This is a genomic window from Marinitoga sp. 1135, from assembly GCF_013363245.1.
Lineage (GTDB): Bacteria > Thermotogota > Thermotogae > Petrotogales > Petrotogaceae > Marinitoga > Marinitoga piezophila.
In genome coordinates, this window is the sequence record NZ_LBEZ01000003.1 from 306,622 (window position 1) to 326,284 (window position 19,663).

General features: G+C 28.1%; 17 protein-coding genes. 6 read left to right on the top strand and 11 right to left on the bottom strand.

Annotated elements, in window-relative coordinates; translation table 11 throughout:
• Positions 1-11 precede the first annotated feature (11 nt).
• The 8 genes from XO10_RS02895 to XO10_RS02930 all read right to left on the bottom strand — a co-directional run bounded on the left by XO10_RS02895 (position 12) and on the right by XO10_RS02930 (position 8,031).
• Complete coding sequence (locus XO10_RS02895) at positions 12-1,388, bottom strand: V-type ATP synthase subunit B (RefSeq protein ID WP_014296074.1); 1,377 nt, start codon at positions 1,386-1,388, stop codon at positions 12-14.
• A gap of 11 nt (positions 1,389-1,399) precedes the next feature.
• Positions 1,400-3,151, bottom strand: a complete 1,752-nt coding sequence (locus XO10_RS02900; protein ID WP_075780330.1) for a V-type ATP synthase subunit A — start codon at positions 3,149-3,151, stop codon at positions 1,400-1,402.
• Complete coding sequence (locus XO10_RS02905; RefSeq protein WP_014296076.1) at positions 3,141-3,725, bottom strand: V-type ATP synthase subunit E; 585 nt, start codon at positions 3,723-3,725, stop codon at positions 3,141-3,143. Before XO10_RS02905 ends, XO10_RS02900 begins: the two co-directional genes overlap by 11 nt.
• On the bottom strand, positions 3,718-4,032 hold the full coding sequence (locus XO10_RS02910) for a V-type ATP synthase subunit F (protein ID WP_014296077.1): 315 nt from the start codon (positions 4,030-4,032) through the stop codon (positions 3,718-3,720). Before XO10_RS02910 ends, XO10_RS02905 begins: the two co-directional genes overlap by 8 nt.
• Positions 4,033-4,034: 2 nt before the next feature.
• Positions 4,035-4,469, bottom strand: coding sequence for an ATP synthase subunit C (locus tag XO10_RS02915; RefSeq protein WP_175418138.1), 435 nt, complete (start codon positions 4,467-4,469; stop codon positions 4,035-4,037).
• A gap of 322 nt (positions 4,470-4,791) precedes the next feature.
• Positions 4,792-6,648, bottom strand: coding sequence for a V-type ATP synthase subunit I (locus tag XO10_RS02920; protein WP_175421103.1), 1,857 nt, complete (start codon positions 6,646-6,648; stop codon positions 4,792-4,794).
• A gap of 4 nt (positions 6,649-6,652) precedes the next feature.
• Entirely contained in the window at positions 6,653-7,693 is a 1,041-nt protein-coding gene (locus tag XO10_RS02925; protein WP_075780332.1) for a V-type ATPase subunit, read from the bottom strand.
• Positions 7,694-7,710: 17 nt separating this feature from the next.
• Complete coding sequence (locus tag XO10_RS02930; RefSeq protein WP_014296081.1) at positions 7,711-8,031, bottom strand: hypothetical protein; 321 nt, start codon at positions 8,029-8,031, stop codon at positions 7,711-7,713.
• A 257-nt stretch (positions 8,032-8,288) separates the two neighbouring features.
• Here XO10_RS02930 and XO10_RS02935 point away from each other — a divergent pair, with 257 nt between their 5' ends.
• From XO10_RS02935 to XO10_RS02955, 5 genes are all read left to right on the top strand, one after another.
• A complete protein-coding gene (locus XO10_RS02935) occupies positions 8,289-9,059 on the top strand; it encodes a metallophosphoesterase (RefSeq protein ID WP_175421104.1) in 771 nt (256 codons plus the stop codon).
• A 58-nt stretch (positions 9,060-9,117) separates the two neighbouring features.
• A complete protein-coding gene (locus tag XO10_RS02940) occupies positions 9,118-10,584 on the top strand; it encodes a GGDEF domain-containing protein (RefSeq protein WP_175418141.1) in 1,467 nt (488 codons plus the stop codon).
• A 2-nt stretch (positions 10,585-10,586) separates the two neighbouring features.
• On the top strand, positions 10,587-11,852 hold the full coding sequence (locus XO10_RS02945) for an amidohydrolase family protein (RefSeq protein WP_014296084.1): 1,266 nt from the start codon (positions 10,587-10,589) through the stop codon (positions 11,850-11,852).
• Positions 11,853-11,854: 2 nt separating this feature from the next.
• Complete coding sequence (locus XO10_RS02950) at positions 11,855-13,282, top strand: GGDEF domain-containing protein (RefSeq protein WP_014296085.1); 1,428 nt, start codon at positions 11,855-11,857, stop codon at positions 13,280-13,282.
• A 79-nt stretch (positions 13,283-13,361) separates the two neighbouring features.
• Positions 13,362-15,455, top strand: a complete 2,094-nt coding sequence (locus XO10_RS02955; RefSeq protein ID WP_175421105.1) for a heavy metal translocating P-type ATPase — start codon at positions 13,362-13,364, stop codon at positions 15,453-15,455.
• Positions 15,456-15,475: 20 nt separating this feature from the next.
• Here the strand turns inward: XO10_RS02955 and XO10_RS02960 are convergent, their stop codons facing one another.
• Positions 15,476-15,853 carry a metalloregulator ArsR/SmtB family transcription factor gene (locus XO10_RS02960; protein ID WP_014296087.1) on the bottom strand — a complete coding sequence of 126 codons (378 nt, stop codon included), beginning with the start codon at positions 15,851-15,853 and terminating at the stop codon, positions 15,476-15,478.
• 96 nt (positions 15,854-15,949) lie between these two features.
• Positions 15,950-16,492: a DUF996 domain-containing protein gene (locus tag XO10_RS02965; protein ID WP_014296088.1), complete on the bottom strand. Its 543-nt coding sequence runs from the start codon at positions 16,490-16,492 to the stop codon at positions 15,950-15,952.
• Positions 16,493-16,737: 245 nt separating this feature from the next.
• Here XO10_RS02965 and XO10_RS02970 point away from each other — a divergent pair, with 245 nt between their 5' ends.
• Entirely contained in the window at positions 16,738-18,453 is a 1,716-nt protein-coding gene (locus tag XO10_RS02970; RefSeq protein ID WP_175421106.1) for a phospho-sugar mutase, read from the top strand.
• Between the two features lie 44 nt (positions 18,454-18,497).
• Here the strand turns inward: XO10_RS02970 and XO10_RS02975 are convergent, their stop codons facing one another.
• Positions 18,498-19,652, bottom strand: coding sequence for a hypothetical protein (locus XO10_RS02975; RefSeq protein ID WP_014296090.1), 1,155 nt, complete (start codon positions 19,650-19,652; stop codon positions 18,498-18,500).
• Positions 19,653-19,663 lie beyond the last annotated feature (11 nt).

Below are 19,663 nucleotides of genomic sequence, written 5' to 3' on the forward strand. Positions count from 1 at the left end.
ATGCAATAAACTTATGCATTTTGAGGTTTATAATACTTTTCTATATATGCTTTTTTCACACGTGTTAATTCGGTTTCTGGCAAAATTGAAAGCATTTCCCATGCCAGATCCAGTGTTTTCTCAAGTGGTCTTTCCTCATCAAATCCCTGATTAATAAACTTCTCCTCAAACTCTTTACCAAATTTTAGATATAATTTATCGATATCAGAAAGATCTTCTTCACCTATAATAGCTGCCAATGACCTAATTTCAAATACTCTTGAATATGCTGCAAAGAGCTGTGATGAAATATCTGGATGGTCTTCCCTTGTATATCCTTTACCAATACCATCTTTCATTAACCTTGATAAAGAAGGCAATACACTAATAGGTGGATATATATTTTTCCTATGTAAATCCCTTGATAAAACTATCTGCCCTTCAGTAATAAACCCTGTTAAATCCGGTATGGGATGCGTTATGTCATCATTTGGCATTGTCAGAATTGGAATTTGTGTAACAGAACCTTCTTTTCCTCTAATCATACCAGCTCTTTCGTATATTGAAGCAAGATCAGAATATAGATAACCCGGAAATCCTTTACGCCCTGGAATTTCACCTCTATAATTTGATAATTCTCTTAACGCTTCACAATAATTTGTCATATCATTTAATATAACCAATACGTGTTTTCCTAATTCAAATGCAAGATATTCAGCAACAGTTAAAGCTATTCTCGGAGTTGCAATTCTTTCTACTATTGGGTCACTGGCAAGGTTTAAGAAAACTACCATATTTTTTATTGATCCACTTTCCTCAAAGTTTTTGATTATAAAATTTGCATCGTCTTTCTTTAATCCAATTGCACCAAACACAACTGCAAACTCTTCATTTGATTTTAATTTTGCCTGTTTTGCAATTTGAACCGCCAGTTTATTATGAGGAAGTCCATTTCCTGAAAAAATAGGTAATTTTTGTCCTCTTATAAGAGTAAGCATACTATCAATTGCCGAAACTCCTGTTTGAATAAAATTTCTTGGATATTCCCTTGCTGCTGGGTTAATAGCGGAACCATTTATATCAACACTTTTTTTGGAAATTATTTCTCCCATTCCATCAATTGGGCGACCTAAACCATCAAATGTTCTCCCAAGAATATCTGGAGAGAGATTTATTTCAAGCGGTTTCCCTAAAAATCTAACTGTTGTATCTCCCAAAGATAATCCCTGAGTACCTTCAAAAATCTGTATTACAGCAGCATCTTCACTAACCATAATAACTTTTCCGCTTCTTTTTTGATTATTATGAATTATATCTACAACTTCATCATACTTTACATCTTTTATATTTTCAATAATTGCAAGTGGTCCTTTTATTTGAGATAATCCTGTATATTCGCGTACTGCCATTGTATCACCTCTTAATCATGATAGGTACTTTCAAGTTTTTCAAAATGTTCATCAAGCATCTTTTCAATACCTTCAAATTCTTTTATTTCCTTTATTTCTTCCTTCATAGTTAGTAACTTTGATATTATTTCAGGTGGTAAAACCTGACTTAATGCAATAGACCTATCAACATATTTCTTTGCCTTTTGATACGTATCCATTATTATTTTTAATAAATAATATTGTTTTTCAAGCGGACAATAAGAATCAACCTCGCTAAATGCACTTTGCTGCAATATACCAATTTTTATCATCTTAGCTATTAAAACCGTTAATTTCTGATTATCTGGCAATACATCTTCACCAACTATTTTAATAATTTGTTGTAATCTATCATCTTCTGTAAGCAGTTTCATTGCTTCATCTCTATATTCATTCCAATCGGATTTCACATTTTCTTTAAACCAGTCATTTAAATCTTCCGTATATTCACTATAACTCGTTAACCAGTTTATCGATGGATAATGTCTTGAATATGCAAGGTTTTTATCCAATCCCCAAAAACATTTTACAAATCTTCTTGTATTTTGAGTAACTGGTTCTGAAAAATCACCACCGGGAGGAGAAACAGCCCCTATAATTGTTATAGAACCTTTTGTTCCATTGAGATTTTCGCTAATTCCAGCACGTTCATAAAATTGCCCTATTCTTGATGCAAGATAGGAAGGATAACCTTCTTCAGCTGGCATTTCTTCAAGTCTTCCTGATAACTCCCTAAGAGCTTCAGCCCATCTTGATGTTGAATCTGCCATAATCGCAACATTATATCCCATATCTCTAAAATATTCTGCAATTGTAATTCCAGTATAGATGGAAGCTTCCCTTGCTGAAACAGGCATATTAGATGTATTTGCTATTAATACAGTTCTATTCATTAAAGGTGCTCCTGTTCTTGGGTCTTTCAACTGTGGAAATTCTTCTAAAACTTCTGTCATTTCATTTCCACGTTCTCCACAACCAATATACACTATAATATCAGCATCTGACCATTTTGCCAATTGATGTTGCGTAATTGTTTTTCCAGTACCAAAACCTCCTGGAATAGCTGCAGTTCCACCTTTACTTATTGGAAAGAATATATCTATTACACGTTGCCCTGTAACTAATGGTATTGATGGTTCCAATCTTTTTTTTACAGGTCTTGGGACCTTTACAGGCCATTCTTGATATAGTTTTATTTCATGAATATTTCCATTATTATCCTCTATTTTTGCAATTATATCTGTTACTTTATAATTTCCATCATTTACAATTTCAACGATTTTACCAGATAAATTTGGGGATACCATTATTTTATGGACAAGATGTTCTGTTTCCTGAACCTCTGCAATTACTTCTCCACCTTCAACCAAATCCCCTTGTTTTTTTATTATCTTTACTTCCCAGTATTTATTGGTATCTAATCCAAATGCATCTATTCCTCTTCCTATAAACGATCCAGACTTTTTTATCAACTCATTTAAAGGTCTCTGTATTCCATCATATATACTGCTTAACAATCCCGGCCCAAGAGCTACAGATAACATTTTCCCTGTAGATTCCACAGGTTCTCCAGGTTTTAACATAGATGTCTCTTCATATACCTGTACTGTAGCAATATCTCCATCTATCCCAATAACTTCACCTATTAACTTATAATTACCAACTCTTACCATTTCATTCATAAATAAAGTTTTTGCATCTTTTACCTTAACAACAGGACCATTTATTTCTTTAATTTGCATTTAAATCACCTACCTCTTCTAAAACAAGAGTGAATATTTCGCCCTTTATTTCTTCAATATATGAATCTATTGTGTTTCTTATATTCACCTTTTCACCTTTTAATAATACTCCACCTTCAATATTTGAATCACCAATTACTTCGTGATCCATTACAAAAGACTTTACAATTTCAATATCATCAGGATTACATAAGACAACATATTCTTCATCTATTAAATTTTTTGCTTCTATATATAATTTTTGATAAAAAAACTTTTTTCTTTTGGCATCAAGATTATATAAATCTTCCTTAACCTTTTCTAAAATCCTTTCTAAAAACTTATTTTTTAAATATGTATTTTCTTGATTTAATTTTAATTCCACTTTTGATTTTGCTATCTTTATTATCCTTTCACTTTCAAATTTCACATCTGAAAGCCTCTTATTCTTATATTCTTCAATTTCCTTTTTAATCTGTTTTTTATACTCTTCTAATTTTTCATCATATTGTTCTTTCATTGATTCGTATTCAACTTCAAAATCTTTTTCTAATAAATTTATCATTTTATTTAATTTATTCTCTATACTACTCATGGACTCTCACCCCAATTGCTTCTTCAACATACCTGGTAATAAAGTCTTTTTCACCACGCCAACCGTGTCTATCGGGAATTACAAAAATCAAAGGTAATTTACCTGATAATTTATGATTTTTTAGCTCCTCAGGTATTTTATTTGCAGCAAGTTCAGTTATTAAGATTACCCCTATTTCTTTATTTTCAATTGCATTATTAAATTCTTTTAATATCTCTTCACGTTCATGAACAACAACACCATTGACACCACTTAATCTCAATCCTATAGATGTGTCAATATTATCGCTAATAAGAAAGAATTTCATTGTTAAATCCTCCCAAGAATCATAATAGTAACAATTAATCCATAAATTGCTATACCTTCAGCAAGACCAACATATATCAATGTTTTACCCAACAATTCTGGTTTTTCACTAATTGCACCAACTGAAGCAGCACCTACCATACCTACACCAACACCTGCACCAATAGCTGCAAGTCCTGTTGCCAATGCAGCACCAACAAGACCTAATCCAAGGTTGTTATTTGTATCTGTTACTGCTGCTTGTGTAGTTCCTTCAGCAAATACATTTGTTGGGAAAAGTCCTATTACTGCAAACACTAAAATAGCAACAAATAAAGCTATGTTTCCGACAAACACCTTTTTAGCAAATAATCTGGCTTTTTCTGGATTTTTTGAAAAGTAAAAACCTGCCCATACTGTTGAGATAACTAAAAACATTAATGAGATAACATATGCCATAACTAACACCTCCGTGATTTTAAAATTTAAATATATTTTTAATAATTAAAAATAAAAGTTCTTTTAGATAGTGAAATTTTTTAGTTTGTATTTATTATAAGAAAATAGTTAGAATAATGTGAGCGAAAACTTGAAAATTCCCGAAAAAATTCGAAGTGGAGCCGGTCAAAATCACACGGATGTGATTTTGAGTGAAGACGAACATGGATGTGAGTCTGCAACGACCGGCAGGAACGAGAATTTTTGAGGATTAGAATTTTCTACCGTTTGAGCGAACATTATTCGTACTATTTTCTTCATATTAACCTTTAAAAAAATTTTACTAAAATTTATATTTTATAGGATTAAATTCCTTTCCATCACCTTTAAAGAATCTTGTAAAAAATTCATAATACTCAAGCCTCAACGTTTGAATAAATACTACAAGACCTTCAAGAACGATTATTATTATATTTCCAAGCAATAAAATAACAAATGACGATACGGGATTATTTGTCATTTTTGCCATCATATAAAAAGCCAAAAACAAGCCTGCATGATTCATTGCAAAAGCACCAAGCCTTATAAATGAAAGCGTATTACTCAAATATCCCAATAATACTTCAAATAAATCAAAGAATCCCTGAACAATTTTCTCTCCCAATTTCCCTTCTTCAAATAAAATACTTCTTAAATATATTAAAACTACTAATGTAATTATGAATATATAACTTATTTTTGGAAATACCCCATTTTTCATCATATAGAATACAGAACCCAACAATATCCAGTACAAAGCTATTCCTGAGATGCCATTTGGGTCAAACAACAAAAAGCTTTTTTCTCCACGTCTAATTCTATTGGCTATATTTAAAATCATTGCCACAGTTATAATTGCTATACCAAAATATACAGAAATTAGTAAAAAATAATTTATATTATCCATTGGACGTTTCCATAAAGGTTGTATTATATCTTCAAAACCAAAAACACTTCCATATAAAATTCCAAATAACATTGAAGATAATCCTGAAGCACCTATTACATAAAACAAATCGGAACCTTTCTTTTTATATAACCAAAAACCTAATGCTGAAAGTATAAAACCATGTCCTACATCTCCAAACATCATTCCATAGAAAAACAAAAACATTAAAGTTATTAACGGCGTTGGATCAATTTCATCACTTGATGGAACACCAAACATTTTCACAATAAATTCAAAATGTTTGAAAAATCCCTTATTATTTAAAATAGTTGGTGCTTTATCATTAAATGCATATCTTAAAAGTAATATGTAATCATTTGTATTTACATGTTTTTCAAGTTCTTGATATGTTTCTCTGGTAGTCCAACCAGATATTACAAAAAAGTTTTCTGTAAACTTAACATTTTGAGCAAGATCATATATGTTTTTTAGAACAAATATGTAATCAAAATATTTGTATATAAATCTTCTATTTTCGAAAAATATCTTCTTTTTTGCCATATTTAGCATTTCTATTTCATACTCAATGGACTTGTATTCATCATATAATAAAAGTAATATGTCTTTTGGATAACCTGCATAGTCTTCATTAATCTTATATTCGACAAAATTTGCTATGGATAAAATCTTTTCTATTTTTAAATTGGAATCATATATTATAAAAACCCAGGTATTTACCTCATCCGAGTCAAGGATAATGCTTATTATATTCTCCTTTTTTATACTGTCACAAAACCTTTCAAAATAAAGCTTATTTAATTTTCCTATCTTATATTTTAAACGTTTCATTTTTTTTAGATCTGATACATCTATATCTATATTTTTCAATTTTTCAAATAATTCAATTTCCTTTGACAAAATTTCTTTTTTTTCGCTTAACTCTGACATTTTATTTGATATATTTTCCAGTTCTGTATTCAACTTTTCTGAAAAATTACTTATTTCATCCTTATCTATAATCATAGGGAAATCTATTTCTTTAACTTTTGGTTTGGGGGTTCTATTTACACTATTGAATATATTCATAAAATCATCATATATCTGTTTATATGGATTTTCTTTTTCTGTTTTCAATTGTTTTAATATTTTTTTATCTATTACCTTTTCAAGAGGAACTATTTCTATATTATTAGAATCGAGAATCTTTTTTGAAATAATTTCCAATTCATATTTATTGGATATTATAGTGAATGGTATCATTTCTTTTTTCATCTTATTACACCCCCATTAATAACAAAAACTCTTTAATCTTTTCATTTGGCAATTTATATCTTTTTCCTTCAATTAATGTTATTAAATCCTTATATTCATATTCCCTTATATACAAATATCCACTCATTACATCAAATCCATTTTGTGTATGAGATATTAGCTTCCTTGATGATTTCAACAAAATTCTTTCACATAGCCTTTCAATAATATATGGAAAAATTTCCGGATCAACATTTTTAAAGAATTCACCATATTTATTTTCAGTTAATTTTGCAAGAAATTCATCTGTATTGGAAGCATTTGCAAGTTCTCTTAATTCATCCTGAGTTAATCTATAATGTATAGGCATTAGAAAATTCAAAACCTCTTCTGGAGACAACTTAAATAATATTCTTGAACGATATATCCACTGTATATTAGCAAGATCCATTTGTTCATAGAAAAGATATTTCAAGTTTTTTCCAAACATTGGCATTAAACTCAACATCGATTTCATATTGGTAAAATACCAGAAATCAAAAGCATTAAGAAGATATTGAATTTTTCCATTCTTTTGATAATTACTGTAAGCAGGTTCAAATATGGAGCCATACACACTATTTTTAAATACATTTAATGCATCATCAAAAGATTTAATAGTAAGCAGGGTATCTGTGGATATACTCTGGTGGTATAAGGGGAAGAATTTCTCCTCTGTAATATATTCAGGATGTTCAGAATGCAGGGAACGAAGGATAAATTTTATATTTTCTATTTCAAATCTCTTTTCCATTAATTTGAAGAATCTTTGACCTTCAACTGGAAGATAGAAATATATATTATAAAAATCTTTTAAAATTGCCTGTCTTATAAGTATTTCTACATCTCTTCTATGTAGTTTTGAAATATCCACATTTTCAAAATATTCTTTGTAATGTGTATTTGCTTTAAGATATTCGGTTACCTCTGTAACCGTTTCTGTATTTATCAAATTATTAAAGTCTTCCTCTGTCAATATTTTTGAATGCAAGACTTTAACCTTTGACATTAGGGCTGGAAATTTCAAGGCTATCATCTCCAATTTTATTTTATTATAATTTTTTCAATAATTTTATTACTAATCTCATCTATATTATCATTTAATTTATCATACCTTTCTTTTAATTTTTTGATATCGTTTTCAAGCGTTTCAAAAAGCTTTTTTTCTTTTTCCTTTGCAGAATTTATTATTTCTTTACATTCGTTTTCAATCTCTTGGAATAATTTTTCTTTTTCATTGTCAATATCTTTTTTCTTTTTTTCAAAAAGCTTTTTTAATTCCTGTTCAGCAGTTTCCAATTTTTTAGAATGTTCAACTTCAGCATTTACAAGTTTTTTAACTATTTCTTCTGGGGAATATTCCATTTTTACACCTCCTTCTGTTATACATTATACTCCTTTAAAAATTAAAATAAAAATAAAAATATGGATTTTTATAAATAGATATTATTAAGAAAAAATTAAAGATATAATCTGTCATATTTAATTATATCTCATTGAAAAATCTAAAAACGTGATTTTAATCCTTGATTTTTTTTAACGCGTCTGATACTTTAATTAATATAAAATAAACCTTTTATGGATATAATTAAAATAAAGTTAAAATAGAAAGGAGCAAATTAATGAAAATAGCTTTTATCTCAGATATACATGCAAACTTAGAAGCTTTTGAATCTGTTTTAAAGGATATTGAAAAAAAAGAAATAAATGAAATTTATTGCCTTGGAGATATAGTTGGCTATGGTCCAAATCCAAATGAAGTTATTGAAATAATTAAAAATAAAAATATTAAATGTGTCAGAGGAAATTATGATGATGCAATAGGATTTGAAAAAGAAAGCTGCGGATGTGCATATAACCCTGGAAGAGAAACAGAAGTTGGTGATGAATCGATAAACTGGACTATAAAAAATACTTCAAAAGAAAATAAAAAATTTTTAAGGGAATTACCATTATATATGGAATTTGAAAAAGAAAATCTCAGATTTTTTCTAACCCATGGTAGCCCTTTTGATAATTTATTTGAGTATATAAAACCTTCTGATAATGCAGAAAAGTTCATAAAAATATCCCGGTATAATAATTCAGAAATATTTGTATTTGGTCATACACATTTAATGATGGCAAAACATATTAATGGAAAAGTTATACTTAACCCTGGAAGTGTAGGAAGAACAAAAGACGGGGAACCCTTAGCTACATATTTAATTATGGATATATTCAATGGCATTTATTCTTATGAATTCATTAAAGTAAAATATAATGTAAAAACTACCATAGAAAAAATTGTAAATGTTGGATTACCTGTTGAATTAGCTGTTGTTTTAGCTTTAGGAAAAACATATAATATGGGAAAAGCTAAAATTAATTCAAGAATTGGTTTTAGATTGTAATCTATTATTATAATAATATTAATATAATTATTTTAACATTAAAATAAGGGGGCCCGTTATGAAAAAATTTCTTACCTCTTTACTTCTTTTTATGGCATTGCTTTTTTTTGTTTCATGGTTATTTCTACCAAGAGGATATGTTTTAAAAGATTGGAATATTGAAGTTCCATTTTATAAAATTCTTGAAACTCCAGATAAAATAACCTTAGAAACAACTTTTAAAAAAGTTGATTATAATTCTTTGATAATCCCAAAAATAGCGGGAACAAGAATACAGGTTTTTATCAATAATAATATGATATATGATTTTGGAAGCAGTTCTGGAAATCTCTGGAATAAAGCTTTTCTTGTACGTTTCAACAAAAATATATTAAATGAAAATAATACTTTAAAACTTATAATTGAAGGTGCATATGATTATGGTTTAAGATATTATCCATATTTGGTTTCAGAAAATGTAGCCAATAAATATTATTTATTGATAAAAATATTCAACGAAGATATTTACCTGATAATAATTGGTAGTTCTTTAATTCTCGGTATTATTTTAATACTTTTATCCTATAGAGAAATTAATAGAAAACATTTCTTTTTTCTCGGGCTATCTCTAATATTTGTGGGTTTATATTTAATAGATTTCCATACACGTGTAAGCAATGGAAGCTTAATGCAATATTTTATTTTAAAGAAAATACTGATAACTTTTTCTTTTCTAAGTTCTCTATATATAATGCAAAGTGTAGAATTCTATATTTACAGCTATATAAAGGATAAATTTTTAATTATATTAACATTTTTAGCTATTTTGATAATCTGGGCCACTCCTAACTTTTATATATTAAAAAAGGTCTATGACATATCCAATTTAATAATTATTTTAAATCTTTTGGCAGCGGTATTTAGAATACATCAAAACGCTTTAAACCTTTATTATTTTTCAACATGGTTTTTGCTCTTTACGTCATTTCAATCAATTATAGTAGTATTATTTAAAATAAATCAACCGGTAATCTTTAATTATGGTATGTTAATTGTAAGTTTAAGCTATGGTTTTCATCTGGTAATTAATTATAGACTTCTTGCTGAACATAGTAATAAAATGTATAAAAAAGCTATCATGGATCCACTTACCAATGCATATAATAGAAGTTTTCTTGAAGAAATTCCACATAAGGGGAAATTAGTATTAATAGACCTTGATGATTTAAAAAAGATAAATGATGAATTTGGCCATAAAAAAGGCGATGAAATATTAAAAGAATTTGTGGAAATTGCAAAAAACAATCTGAGAGAATCAGACTATGTAATAAGAATGGGCGGAGATGAATTTATATTAATTATTAATGCCAAAAATGCTGAAAATATTATAGAGCGTATTAGAAATATTTTTAAAAACAAAACTGGTTATGACTTTTCATATGGTATTTCTGATTTTAAAGAATTCTATACTTCTTTTGAAGAAGCTGATGAAAAAATGTATATAATGAAAAAAAAGAAAAAAAATTCAAATGTTAAAGAGGGATAATTATGTATTATTTCAATGAAGATGGAAAATTCATATATAAAAACACTAAATTTAATAACAAAAGCTTTGCAATTCCAGTGGTTACAGATACACATATGCATATATTGGGATTTGGTGAAAAACTTTTAAATCCTGACCTTTTACATATGAAAGATAATGAAATAATTGAGCTAATTCTAAAAAAAATAAATGAAGCACCTGAAAAAATCATTCTAAGAGGTTGGATGAATACAAAAATAAATATTGGTATGCTGGATAATATTACCAAAGATATTCCTATTATTATGATAAGAAATTGTGGTCATATTGCTTTAGTTAATTCTAAAGTTTTTGAAGATATTGATTTTAAAAATAAAGAAAATATTGATGTAAAAACCGGATTAGTAAAAGAAAAAGCACTTGAAGAAATTTATAATAAATATGGCTATTTTTCTGATATTAATAAAGCATTTTCTACTGCAAAAGATTATCTATTAAAACGAGGATATGGTTATATACATTCTGATGATTTACACGGAATTGATATAAATGAACTTCCACAAGATGAGGAATTATTTATATATGAAAAAATAGCTGTAAATAATTTTGATGAATTAATTCAATTAAATAATAAGAAAATATTCAAAAAATATAAAGCTGTAAAAGTTTATATAGATGGCTCTTTTGGAGGAAGAACCGCATATTTAAGAGAAGTATATAATGATAATAAAAATACATACGGTATATTAAATTGGAAAAAAGATGAACTTAAAAAGGTGATAGAATTTTGTGAAAATAACAATTTACACCTTGCAATGCACGCAATAGGAGATAAGGCTATAGATATTATTCTTGACTCTTTTGAGGAATTAAAACCTGAAAAATGGCATAGAATTATTCACGCTTCAATGTTACATGATGAACAAATTGAAAAAATTAAAAGGTTTAAACTTATTTTAGATATGCAACCGCAATTTATGAAATCCGATGATAAAATGTTAAATGAAAGATTAGGAAATAGAAAAGTTCTCACATATAGATTTAAAGAAATTTATAATCATAATATTCCTATGTTCTTTTCTTCTGATGCACCAGTTGAAACACCAGATTGGGTAAGAGATGCAAAAATCTTAAATTTCTCAGGATTACCCATGGATTATATTTTAAAGACAATAATCTATTCGCCAAAATTAATTGACAGTAAAGATAGAAATAATGGTTATATTATCTTTAAAGAAAATCCTTTAATTAATTTAACCTATCCTGATGAAATTCAAAGGGAGTTTTAAAGATGTTATTGTATTTTATATCTGTTGGAATAATTCTAATTATTCTCCATCTTTACTTTGTTCGAAAAAGACATGAACAATTAAACAACATTATAAAAGATGCATATAAGATTCTTGATATGCTACCGTTTTCCATTGTTATACATGATAAAGAAAATATACATTATAACAACTTAGAATTTAAAAAAATGATTGGAAAAGATATTAATACAAGCAAAGAGTATATTGAACTCTTTCCTGAATCTGAAAGAAAAAAAATAATAGAAACATATGAAGCGTTAAAACAGGGAAAAGAAGTTCCAGATAGATTTAGAACCATTAACAATAAAATTTATTATTTAAATACACAAAAAATAGATGTATTTGGAAAACAATTATTTCTAAGTATCTATAAAGATATGACAGAAATAATAAAAAAAGAAAATGAATTAAGAGAATTTAAGGAAAAAACAGAAATATTAAATGATATCCTTAAACTTTCATATTCAACAGATTTTGATCTAAAAAATGACATAGGAATAATATACAATTATTTGAAAAAAATAAATATGATAGACCTTTTTGGTGTTTTTAAATATGAAAAAGAAAATGGTTATTATGAAGAATTTATATATTACAATAACGTGTTTTATAATGGAATTCTAAAACCCACACCTGATTTGGCCCTTGAATATATTAGAAAAAACAATATGAAAGAATTAGATGTGCCAATATTCAATAATGAAATAAAAATCGGCAATAGAAAATACATACTAAATCATGAAATATTTAAAAATAAAATATTTTATTCCAGAATATTTTTATACCATTCCGGCGACAAAAATGCTTCTGCAATCTTTATATTTGGCAAAAATAAAGCCATTTCGGAAGAAGATAAAAAATTAATCTCACTAATTATGAATCAGATATATATTACATTTCAATATAAAAGAGTTATAAAAAATTATAATGAAGAAAAAGAATACTTTAAAAGTATTGCCAATAAAGATCAATTAACAGGATTATATTCCAGATACTTCTTTAATGAATGGATTATAAAACATGTAGAATACCTGAAAAGAAGTCAGAAAAACTCTGTTTTTGTGATGATTGATGTTAATGAATTTAAAAAAATAAACGATACATATGGGCATTTAACTGGTGATAAAGTGCTAAAATACGTGGCAGAAAAGATAAATGATGGAATAAGAAAAATGGATATAGCTGTTAGATATGGTGGTGACGAATTTTTAATTGTTTTTCCAGAAACGGATATAAATCATATAAAGAAAAAAATGAATAAAATTTGTGAAGATATTCAGAATAATGAATTTGATTTTGAAGTTGGAATTTCTTATGGAATATCTGAATTTTCAGGAGAAGACTACCTTGAAGCATTAAAAAAAGCCGATAAGGAGATGTATATAATGAAAGAAGCAAAGGATTGTTAAGTCCTTTGCTTTTTTTATTTTTTTTGTTATAATATATTTGAATGATTATTCAATTATTCAAATAAAAGAGGTGAGAAAAATGAAAAAAAAGGAACTTGTACTCGACGGTTTAAATTGTGCAAGTTGTGCTGCAAAAATAGAAGAAAACGTAAAAAATCTGGAAAATGTTGAAGGAGTAGAATTAAATTTTATTACCAAAACATTGTCTGTTAATGTAGATGATGAAGATAAAATAGAAGAAATAAAAAAATTAGTAAAAAATATTGAACCAGAAGTATTGGTATACGAAAAAAACAATAAAAATGAAAAAAATAATGAAAACGGTCATAATCATGGCGATGAAGAATTTAACAGAAAATTTGAAATTATCAGATTAATTTCTGCACTTGGTATATTTTTAACTGCCTTGTTTGTAAAAGAGCCTGTTTGGCTTCAGATTTCATTATACATTATTGCATACTTAATTTCTGGTGGAAAGGTATTAATAAGATCTTTTAAAAATATTATACGTGGAAATTTTTTTGATGAAAATTTTTTAATGAGTGTTGCAACAATAGGTGCTTTTTCAATAGGTGAATTTCCTGAAGCAGTTGGAGTTATGGTATTTTATGAAATAGGTGAACTATTACAGGACATGGCTGTAGATAATTCAAAAAAATCCATAAAAGCTTTGTTGGATATTAGACCAGATTATGCAAATCTTTTGAAAAATGGAAAAGAAATAAAAGTATCTCCAGAAGAAGTTAAAAAAGGTGACCTAATAATTGTAAAACCTGGTGAGAAAATACCATTAGATGGTTTTATAGTAAAAGGAAATTCTATGGTTGACACATCTGCTTTAACAGGTGAGTCTGTTCCCAGAACAATAAAAGAAAATGATGAAGTGATGAGCGGGTTTATAAATCTTAATGGTGTTATTACAATAAAGGTTGATAAAGAATATGCAGAATCTACTATTTCTAAAATACTTGATATGGTTGAAAATGCTGCAGCAAAAAAAGCAAAAACTGAAAAACTTATAACAAAATTTGCAAAGTATTATACACCTGTTGTTGTATTTCTGGCTATCGCTTTAGCAACATTACCTCCATTAATTACAGGTGCATCATTTAATGAATGGTTATACAGGGCTTTGATTTTCCTTGTTATTTCCTGTCCATGTGGTCTTGTTGTTTCCATACCTCTTGGATATTTCGCAGGAGTAGGTGCCTTGTCTAAACGTGGAGTTCTTGTAAAAGGCGGAAATTACCTGGAACGGCTTAAAAATTTAGATATAATAATTTTTGATAAAACTGGTACATTAACTGAGGGAGTTTTTGAAGTTGTTGATATAAAAGCTTTTAATAATTTTAAAGAAAAAGAAATACTTGAAATAGCTGCATATGCCGAAAAGCATTCAAATCATCCAATAGCGGAATCAATAAAAAGAAAATTTGGAAAAAATATAACTAAAGATAATATAGAAGATTATGAAGAAATTTCAGGTTATGGAATAAAAGCAAAAATAAATAAAAAAGAAATATTAGTAGGAAATAAAAAATTAATGAGTATGTATGGAATAAAAACTCCAGAAATTAAATACAATGGAACTATAGTATTTGTTGCTATTGAGGGTAAATTTGCAGGATATATTGAAATATCAGATAGAATAAAGCCTGGTGTCGCTGAAGTAATAAAAAATCTAAAGAATTTAGGAATTAAAAAGACAGTAATGCTTACTGGAGATAATAAAAAAGTAGCGGAATCTGTTGCAAAAGAACTTGAAATTGATGAATATTATGCCGAATTACTTCCCGGGGATAAAATAAAACTTTTTGAAAAATTTATAAATGGAGTTTCTACTGCTTTTGTCGGCGATGGAATAAATGATGCTCCTGTATTAACAAGAGCCGATGTTGGTATTGCAATGGGAGGTCTTGGCTCAGATGCAGCAATAGAAGCAGCTGATGTTGTTATTATGGACGATGATATTTCCAAATTAATTGATTCAATAATGATTTCAAGAAAAACTTTAAAAATAACCTGGCAAAATATAATATTAGTTCTTGGAATAAAAGTATTATTTCTCACACTTGGTGCATTAGGAAAAACAGACATGTGGGGGGCCGTATTTGCTGACGTTGGTGTAACTTTAATGGCAGTATTTAATACATTAAGAATTTTAAAAAAATAACACTCGCGACTTTGCGAGTGTTATTTTTTTTCATTTATATGAATATATCCAACTTCTATTAATTCTTTTACATGTTCATCATCAAGGGAATAATACACTACTTTTCCAACTTTTCTATATTTTACAAGATTAGCCTGTCTTAAAACCCTCAACTGATGTGAAACGGCGGAAATTGTTTTTCCAAGAACATAAGATAAATCACATACACACATTTCTTCAACCTGCATTAAAGTATATAAAATTTTCATTCTCGTTTTATCACCAATAACCTTAAAAAGTTCTGTTAATTTATTCAATGTTTCTTCATCCGGAGTATTAGTCTGAACTTTTTTTACAATATCCCCATGAACTTCTATTGTCTGGCATATTTCAATATTGGACTTTGTGTTTTTTTTCATATTTTCACCTTCTCGATATAATTTATAAATATTATATAATGAATGCCTTCAAAAGTCAATTAACATCTAAAAAAGCCAGAGGAAATTCCTCTGGCTTCAATTAAATTCTGCATTATTTTCCGGTTGATAATATTCATCTGGTAAAGAGAAATAACCTATTATCACAAATATAGAGGCAATAAAGTAAAGAACAAACCCTATAAGAATTACAAATAATATAAGCCCCCATTTTGTAAAGGTTGCTGCTTTATAAAAATAATCATTCCCAAAATAATCACCTAAAAGATTATATGCTTTAATTTTATAAATTACAGGAATTATCATTAATGCAATAAATAATAACAAAACCCTGAAGGAAGATGAAAAAAAGAAATTTGTTTCCACGTTATAATAATTAACCCCTGTGACAGTATCGTGAAAATCTTTTAAAATTCCTAAAAAACCAAATGCATAAATGGCATAAATAAATATAGTTGGCCATAACAAATAATTAAAAATACGTTTATCTCTTACAATCTGACTTATCTTATAAACTCCTATAAGTTCAAGAATTGCTCCAATTATTCCAAAATGCCCAGCAAATCCCAATACTGCCCCCACTCCCGCTAAAATTTTCGCTGTTTTTAATTCGTTATTCATGAAATCCCCTCCTTTTAATGAGAATTTATTCACAACTTAGTGTAAATTTTTATTTTAAAAAAAGAATATATATATAAATCATGCATATTATATCATAATATTTCATTTTTTTCAAGAATTTATAAAATATCGTTATAATGTTTCTTATTATAAATTCTAAAAAGTTATGGTATAATATTATTATAAACAGAAAACGTTATCAATACAAATAATACCATTAAAATCATAAAAAAGGAGTGATGAAAATGGATTACATGAAAGTATATGAAGAATGGTTAAATAGCCCATATGTAGACGAAGATACAAAAAAAGAATTATTATCCATAAAGGATAATGAAAAGGAAATCATGGAAAGATTTTACAAAGAACTTGAATTTGGAACAGCTGGATTAAGAGGTGTGCTTGGCGCAGGAACAAATAGAATGAATATATACACAGTTGGTAAGGCTACTCAGGGATTGGCAGACTTTATCATATCAAAAGGCGAAGAATATATGAAACGCGGTGTCGTAATTGCCTATGATGTTAGACATATGTCACCTGAATTTGCAAAAACAGCAGCTTTAGTTTTAGCTGCAAATGACATAAAGGTTTATTTATTTGATCATATTGCACCAACACCATTATTGTCATATTCTGTTAGGAGATTAAAAACTGCTGCTGGTATTGTTATTACAGCAAGTCATAATCCTAAAAATTATAATGGTTATAAAGTATATTGGGAACAGGGATCACAAATTCTTGATGATGTTGCTATTCCCGTAATGGAAAATATAAAGAAATTAACAGATTTCTCTATGATTAAAAAGATTACTGAGGAAGAAGCTTTAAATAAAGGATTATTGGAATATGTAGGAAAAGAAATTGAAGACGAATATATTGAAAAAGTAAAAGGTCTTGCAATAAGAGAAGAAATTGATAAAGATATAAAGATTGTTTATACACCTTTAAATGGGACAGGAAATAAACCTGTAAGAAGAGTACTTGCAGAAAGAGGATTTAAAAATGTTTTTGTTGTTCCTGAACAGGAAAATCCAGATCCTGACTTCACAACTGTTGGTTATCCAAACCCGGAAGATTTAAAGGCTTTTGAATATGCAAAAAGATTGGCTAAAGAAAAAGATGCTGATTTAATTATTGCAACTGATCCAGATTGTGATAGAACAGCTGTAGTAGTTAAACACAATGGAGAATATGTTCCTCTAAACGGAAATCAAACAGGTGCTATTTTAATAAAATATATTATTGAAGGAAGAAAAGAAAAAGGCACTTTATCAGATAAAGGTATGATTATAAAATCTATTGTTACAGGAGATCTCGGTAAGGAACTTGCTGCAAAATATGGAATTGTAACCTTTGAAACTTTAACAGGATTTAAGAATATCTGTGGTCTTGAAAATGAATTAGAAGGGAAATATGATTTTGAATTTGGCTATGAAGAAAGTATTGGTTATGTAACAGGTACATTTGTAAGGGATAAAGATGGAGTAATTTCATCAATGTTTGTTTCAGAAGCTGCTGCATATTATAAAACACAGGGGAAAACACTTGTAGATGTATTATACGATTTATACAACGAAATTGGATATTACTTTGAAAACAACTTCTCATTGATTATAGAAGGTCTTGAAGGAATGGAAAAGATGAAGAGAATTATGGAAACATACAGAAAAGAATTCCCAAAAGAAATTGGAGATATGAAACTTGTAAGATATATAGATTATCTTGAAAGAAAGGATAAAGATCTTGTTTCAGGTGAAGAAAAAGAAACAGATGTACCAAAATCCAATGTTTTAAGATTTTTCTTTGATGACGGTTCATGGTATGCTGTAAGACCGTCAGGAACAGAACCAAAATTAAAAATTTATATTTACTCAAAGGATAAAAATGAAGAAAAATCAAAAGAAAAATTAGCTCTTATGAAAGAAAAAATAATGGAAATTATTAACTCTGTTGAATAATATAATAAATAAAAGCTCCCATATGGGAGCTTTTATTTTATACATTAAAATCCTACAGCAAAATTAATATTTAATCCAGTATTTACACCATCAAATAATTTGTCTGTATCTGGTGCTTCTGACTGTACTGATATATTTAATTCACCAAAGAAAACATTAACTCCAAGTCCTCCATCAAATCTCCAGAAATTTATATTTCCTCCATCATATGAGTAATTTCTTATTTCTGCCCATACTGGTAATAATCCCCAGAATAAAGCTTTTCCCGCAGAAACGCCCCATACTGTATCCTCTGTATCTGGTGCATATTCAATAAATGGAACAAAATCAAATATTATAGGTAATGTCAGGAAGAAGGTCATTTTCCATGGAGGCATACTTTTAAATGGCTCTTCATTTGTTAAGCTACCTATTTCAAAGTTTGTAAATTCAACATATTCAGTGTCCATTTCTCCATATACAAAATTTGTATCATATTTATATATATCACTACCCTGAGAAATTGTAATATCCTTTAATCCAAAACCTATTGCAGGGTAATTTTTACCTGCTACAAATCCTATGTCCATTGTGATTATTCCATTATTCATAAGTTTATCTGATAAATCTTCAATATCTTCAAATATCTTCATATCATCAAATAAAAGGGAATAGTCATATGGAAGTTCATGGATTCTTCCTTTAAATGCTGATACTACAATAAATTTTTCGCTTTCACTATCACATCTCACATCAAACACAGGAACATGACTTTTTACAGTTGCTCCAAATGAAAAATCCTTTCCTTTTAATCCAAAATAAACTCCTCCTGTTACCCATAATGAATTTTCAAGAAATTTGTTATAATCGATAAAATCCTTATTTGTTATATTTAATTCAGGAGCCACTACTAATGCACCTAACTTTAGTTTTGAATATAAATCAAGAATTTGTTTTCTTCCAAGAATATTAGCTTCTTCTAAATCATATAAACCAGATATATTTCCAACAAGATTCAAGTCCATTGCTTCTTCAAAGGATAAATTTGCATCCTGTACTATTCCTAAGTTTAAAGTTCCTCCTAATTCAATATTATTTCTTGCTGACCATGCTATTAAAGCCGGATTCACTTCCCGGTTCCATGGCGATAATGCGTTAATGGCAGAAAATGCTGTAATAACCATAAATATGGTAAGGATAAAAATAATGTTTCTTTTCATTTTAAACCACC